The organism is Streptomyces sp. 7R007 (genome assembly GCF_054850255.1).
The window spans coordinates 1-4,704 of the sequence record NZ_JBTWMV010000121.1 but is presented as its reverse complement, the minus strand read 5'-3'; the positions used below and the strand labels follow the sequence as shown (position 1 = coordinate 4,704).

Sequence of the window (4,704 nt, the reverse complement as noted above, 5' to 3'; positions counted from 1 at the left end):
GTCAGCCGCATCGAGGGCGTGGGAGAGATCCGCCAGCGCTTCACCGCCCCCAAGACATCCGACCGTTGAACAGGGACCCGCATGTCTCAGCACACCTCCGCTCCCATCCCCCGCCGGTTCGAAGGCCGTACCGTCCTGGTCACCGGTGCCGGCACCGGCTACGGCGCCGAGATCGCCGTACGTGCCGCCCAGGAGGGCGCCCGGGTCGCCGTCCACTACCGCAGCTCCGCGGCCGGAGCCGACAAGACGGCCGCCCGCATCAAGGACGTCGGCGGCGAGGCGTTCACCGTGCAGGCCGACATCGCCGTCCACGCCGACGTCATCCGCATGGCCGACGAAGTCTTCGACCGCTTCCGCGGGCTGGACGTACTGGTCAACAACGTCGGCGACGTCGCGGGCGAGCAGATGTCCTGGCGTGACCTCACCGAGGAGTCCATCGACCACGTCCTCGCGGTCGACGTCAAGGGAACGATGCTCTGCGTCCACGAGTTCGGGTCCCGGATGCTGGAGCAGGGCCACGGAGCCATCGTCAACATCGGCTCCACCGTGATCGTGCGCGGCAGCGCCCGCGCCCCTCAGTACGCCGCCGCGAAGTACGGCATCCTCGGCATCACCAAGTCCTACGCCCAGGCCTTCGCGCCGACGGTGCGGGTCAACACCTTCGCCCCCGGCTTCATCGAGACCGAGACGCTCCTCAGCCGTGCGGACTGGAAGTCCGGCCGGCGCGAGGACATGATCGCCAAGACGCCGATGGGCCGCATTCCGGGGCCCGCCGAACTCGCGGGCACCGCCCTCTTCCTCGCCACCGACGACGCCGCCCACATGACCGGCGTCTACCTCAACGCCGACGGCGGCTTCAACATGATCGGCGCCTGACAGGACCGCCCCTCGAACCGGGACGCGGCTCCCCCGTCAACGCCCTGACTCCCCAGCCGCGTCCCTCCCTTCCCTGCTTGCTTTCCCCCGAAGGACCTTTACAAGGTCTGCGCGAGCGCCGCGGAGGCGGTCGCCGACGGCGCGTCGCCGGCCGTCGGCGGCTTCGGCCTCATGGGCAATTCCGGCGTCCGAAATGGCCCAGTCGTCTGCCTCAGGACAGGTCGGCTAGAGACCTGACGGGTGCGAGTCGATGACTACGTCCTCCTCCGAGATGATGCGCCCGAACGTCGAGAGGTCGATGAAATTCTCGTGATCCGGGTCGACGATCTTCAGGAAGTTGTCGCTGAAGAACAGTGCTTCGAGGTCGGCCATGGTGTCGAACCAGGCTTCCACCACGGAGTCGTATTCCGCCTCGGGGTACCGGGGCGCCGGGATGGGGTACGACACGACGAACCGGCGGATGTAGCGACGTGCCTCCGGAATCGACATGAGCAGCGGTCGGTGGACGTTCTGCTGGTAGTGCTTGAACTCTTCGTGCGTCATGCCTTCGCGACGCTTCAGCGTGATGATCATCTTGATCATGGTTGGGTGTGTCCTTCTGTTGACTCGGAATGGAAGGGGGAAAAGCGCGGAGGTGTTTCGGAGGCAGGCGGGCCAGGAATGTGACGGGCCGTCCCTGATCGAACCTGCGCCCGAGCATGGGGACGCGGTCAATCGAGCGCCTCCGTTCTGTGCCGTACGCCCGGAGCAAGAAGGGTGCCGGAGCCGCGCGGCCAGCCGCGAAGTCGCCGTGCGAGGACCCAGAACAGCACGGTGGTGACCGCCTGAACGCCGAGCGCGACCGCGAAGGCGTGCTCCCAGCCGAGCGTGGGGGCGAGGGTTCCAAAGACTCCGCCGATGGTGGCGATGCCGAGCCCCAGCGAGGCCTGTTGCGCCGTCGTGAACAAACCTCCGGCCAGGCCCGCGACCCGGTGGGGCACCGCTGCCATGACCGTCGCGACGAGGGGGCCGTACTGGCTCGCCTGCGCCGCACCGAGGAGCACGCCGAGCACTTCGAAGCAGCCGATCCAGATCGCGGCACCCCTGCCCTGGGTGAGCCACGAGGCCAGGCCGAGCGCCATCAGGGCGGTTGTCAGCAGGCCCGCGGCCAGCTCCATCGTGTGGTCGCCGAACCGCGCGACGATGCGTGGCATGCGAAGCCCGGCGAGTACGAAGGCCCCGGCGAAAGCGGTCAGCGCGAGCCCGGACTGGACCGGCGTCAGGCCGAGGCCTACCTGCGTGAGCATCGAATACTCGTAACTGAACGCGCCGTAGCCGGCGAAGAGCAGCACTGTCATCAGCAGGCCGAGCCGAAGTGCGGGCAGCCGCAGGCTGGAGGGCGCGACGAGAACCGGACGTCCCGCGCGCTCGCGCCGTCCCTGGTCGAGCCAGAAGCCGTACAAGCCCAGGAGCCCGAAGAGCACCAGCGTCGCCGTCCACCAGGTCCAGGCCGTTGCCGGGCCGAGCGACAGCCCCGCAACCAGGGCCAGGAGCGAAACGCCAAGCCGGAGCGCGCCGCCGAGGTCGGGCCGTTCGGCGCCGGTCGGCGGACGAACCTGAAGCCGGCGCGCGCCCAGCAGCGCCACCGTACTGGGGACGGCGGAGGTCAGGACCGCCGCTCGCCATCCCGCGAAGGGCAGGCCGAGCCCCATGACGAGGCCGCCGACGACTTGGCCCGCCACGGTTCCGACGCCGGAACTCGCGGTGAACGCCGCGAGCCCCCGCGCCTGGGCAGGTGCACTGCCCGACGTCTGGATGATCGCGAGGGTCTGGGGCATCACGAGCGCGGAGGCGGCACCTTGCAGGACGCGGGCAGCGACCAGAAACCAGTAACCGGGCGCCGCCGCGGCCAGCGCCGACGTCAGCGCGAGCGAGAGAAGTCCGATGCTCAGCAGCCGCCGGCGACCGTATCGGTCGCCGAGGCGGCCCGCGAGGATCAGCCCGGCCGCGAACGACACCGCGAAAGCGGCGAGTACGAGAGCGACTTGGCCACGACTGGCGTGCAGTTCCGGTCCGAGGCGGGGGGCGGTGACATTGCCGATGCTGAAGGTGTACGTCGCACCGAATGCCGCGACGTACACCGGCCAGGTTCGTTGCATGCACCCACCCTGTGCGTCCGGCGGGCAGCGACCCAGAGTGCCGTGATGCTGGTGCTCGGACCACCAGGTTGGCCGGGCCTCACCGTGAGATGATCGTTGCCATGGCGGACGTACGTTCTCGCGAACTCGGTGCCTTTCTGCGCGCACGGCGTGACCGGCTCTCGCCCGCGGACGTGGGTCTGCCCGGTGGTGGCGGACGGCGCCGGGTGAAGGGGCTGCGCCGGGAGGAGGTCGCGGTTCTCGCGAACGTCGGGTCGAGCTGGTACACGTGGCTCGAACAAGGACGTGACGTGCAGCCGAGCGTCGAGGTGCTGGCCGCGATCGCGGACGCGTTGCGGCTGTCGAGCAGCGAGCGCCGGCATCTGTTCCTCCTCGGCGGACACCCGGACGCAGAACCACCCTCATTCGGCGAAGAGGCACAGGGCCGGCTGCAGGCGCTGCTGGACGGTCTCTCTCCGCACCCGGCGGTGGTGATGAATCCCCGGTTCGAGCCCTTGGCCTACAACGCGCCGTTCCGGTTCATGATCGACGACCTGGAAGCGCTGCCGACGGCCGACCGCAACTGCGCCTACCTGCATTTCACGCACCCCGACTGGATCGCCGGACACTCCGACCACGAGCAGGAGTGCGCAGCCGTCGTGGCCAAACTCCGCGCATACCACGGCGAGTCGGTCACGGATCCGGCGTGGCCGCCGTTGCTCGATCGGCTCCGCAAGGAGTCACCACTGTTCGTGCGCCTGTGGGACCAGGCGGACGTGTCCACCGCACCCGGACGCGTGAAACGCATTCGGTCACTGCACGTCGGCACCCTGTCCGTGCGCGCCCTCACCATGCTGCTGGAGGAGAACCCTCACACGCGTGTCGTCGTGTACCAACCGGCGGATCGCACGACCCAGGAACGGCTCGAAGAACTCGCCCACCGCATCGCCCGCGGCAGCATCGACGGCCCTGCGCGTGTGCGGCGGCTGCGTCCGGCGACCTGACGAGGCCGGCCGACTCCGGCCGCTTCGCGCCCCTGCCTGCCGTGATCCGGCACCCGATGAACTCCGGAGCCCCGGACGACGATCACCGTTTCCCGTGAGCGCATCAGCCCGAAGGGGTCTGCCGGTGCCCGGCCCACGGTCCACCACCGAAGCCGAGAAGCGGGCTTGGGCCGAGGTCGCCGGCAGCCGCATCCGGTACGACCGGATGGCCGCCGTCGCCACCATCTGCCGACGTCTTTCGCACCGGCGCTGCGGTGCGGCAGCCCCTGGCGAACTCCGCACTGCGCGAGGTCGATCCGACCTGGACGGCCTGGGTGGTGCGCGGTCGGTGTCGCGGACGCGACGTACCGCCTTCATGTCAGCGGCGGCCCGCGCAAGAGGAGCAGCACTTCTCGGTGCGCGGCCCGCTCATCGGTGTTCGTGCTCGGGTGAGGCGTCGGCAGGGCTCGTCAGGGTCCAACTCGCCAGGAGGTCCAGGGACCGCTTGGACGACGAGCCCTCCTCGGCGGTGTAGACGAACAGCGTCGTGTCCGGATCTCCGGGCAGCGTGAGTGTCTCGTACTCGACGGTGAGGTCGCCGACCACGGGATGGTGCAGGCGTTTGGAGCCGTGAGCGCGCTGATGAACCCGGTGCGTCTGCCACCAGCGGTCGCACTCGGGGCTGCGGGACCATCCCCGCGGGCGCGGGGAGCACACTTGATGACCTG

The 4,704-nt window shown here is 69.6% G+C and carries 5 protein-coding genes; 2 read left to right on the top strand and 3 right to left on the bottom strand.

All coding sequences use genetic code 11. The annotated features are described in order from the left end of the window. The first annotated feature begins 81 nt into the window (after nt 1–81). Nucleotides 82–876: an SDR family NAD(P)-dependent oxidoreductase gene (locus ACYF6T_RS44230; protein WP_461703653.1), complete on the top strand. Its 795-nt coding sequence runs from the start codon at nt 82–84 to the stop codon at nt 874–876. Nucleotides 877–1,101: 225 nt separating this feature from the next. On the opposite strand, the gene ACYF6T_RS44225 is transcribed toward ACYF6T_RS44230, so the two are convergent. Both ACYF6T_RS44225 and ACYF6T_RS44220 read right to left on the bottom strand, forming a co-directional pair. Further along, complete coding sequence (locus tag ACYF6T_RS44225; RefSeq protein WP_461703652.1) at nt 1,102–1,458, bottom strand: EthD domain-containing protein; 357 nt, start codon at nt 1,456–1,458, stop codon at nt 1,102–1,104. 128 nt (nt 1,459–1,586) lie between these two features. Next, nucleotides 1,587–3,014 carry an MFS transporter gene (locus ACYF6T_RS44220; protein ID WP_461703651.1) on the bottom strand — a complete coding sequence of 476 codons (1,428 nt, stop codon included), beginning with the start codon at nt 3,012–3,014 and terminating at the stop codon, nt 1,587–1,589. Between ACYF6T_RS44220 and ACYF6T_RS44215 the strand changes: the two genes are divergently transcribed. After that, the gene (locus ACYF6T_RS44215; protein ID WP_461703650.1) at nt 2,981–3,997 is read left to right on the top strand and encodes a helix-turn-helix transcriptional regulator; all 1,017 of its coding nucleotides are present in this window, start codon (nt 2,981–2,983) and stop codon (nt 3,995–3,997) included. The genes ACYF6T_RS44220 and ACYF6T_RS44215 overlap by 34 nt on opposite strands. Nucleotides 3,998–4,405: 408 nt before the next feature. Here ACYF6T_RS44215 and ACYF6T_RS44210 read toward each other — a convergent pair. Continuing rightward, nucleotides 4,406–4,704, bottom strand: a 299-nt coding sequence (locus tag ACYF6T_RS44210) for an MmyB family transcriptional regulator (protein ID WP_461703649.1), incomplete at its 5' end; no start/stop codon positions are given.

What these genes read in the sequence shown, in the direction of transcription:
- ACYF6T_RS44220 (WP_461703651.1), bottom strand. Translation starts at nt 3,014, where the DNA reads ATGCAACGAACCTGGCCGGTGTACGTCGCGGCATTCGGTGCGACGTAC.
- ACYF6T_RS44230 (WP_461703653.1), top strand. Translation starts at nt 82, where the DNA reads ATGTCTCAGCACACCTCCGCTCCCATCCCCCGCCGGTTCGAAGGCCGT.
- ACYF6T_RS44215 (WP_461703650.1), top strand. Translation starts at nt 2,981, where the DNA reads ATGCCGCGACGTACACCGGCCAGGTTCGTTGCATGCACCCACCCTGTG.
- ACYF6T_RS44225 (WP_461703652.1), bottom strand. Translation starts at nt 1,458, where the DNA reads ATGATCAAGATGATCATCACGCTGAAGCGTCGCGAAGGCATGACGCAC.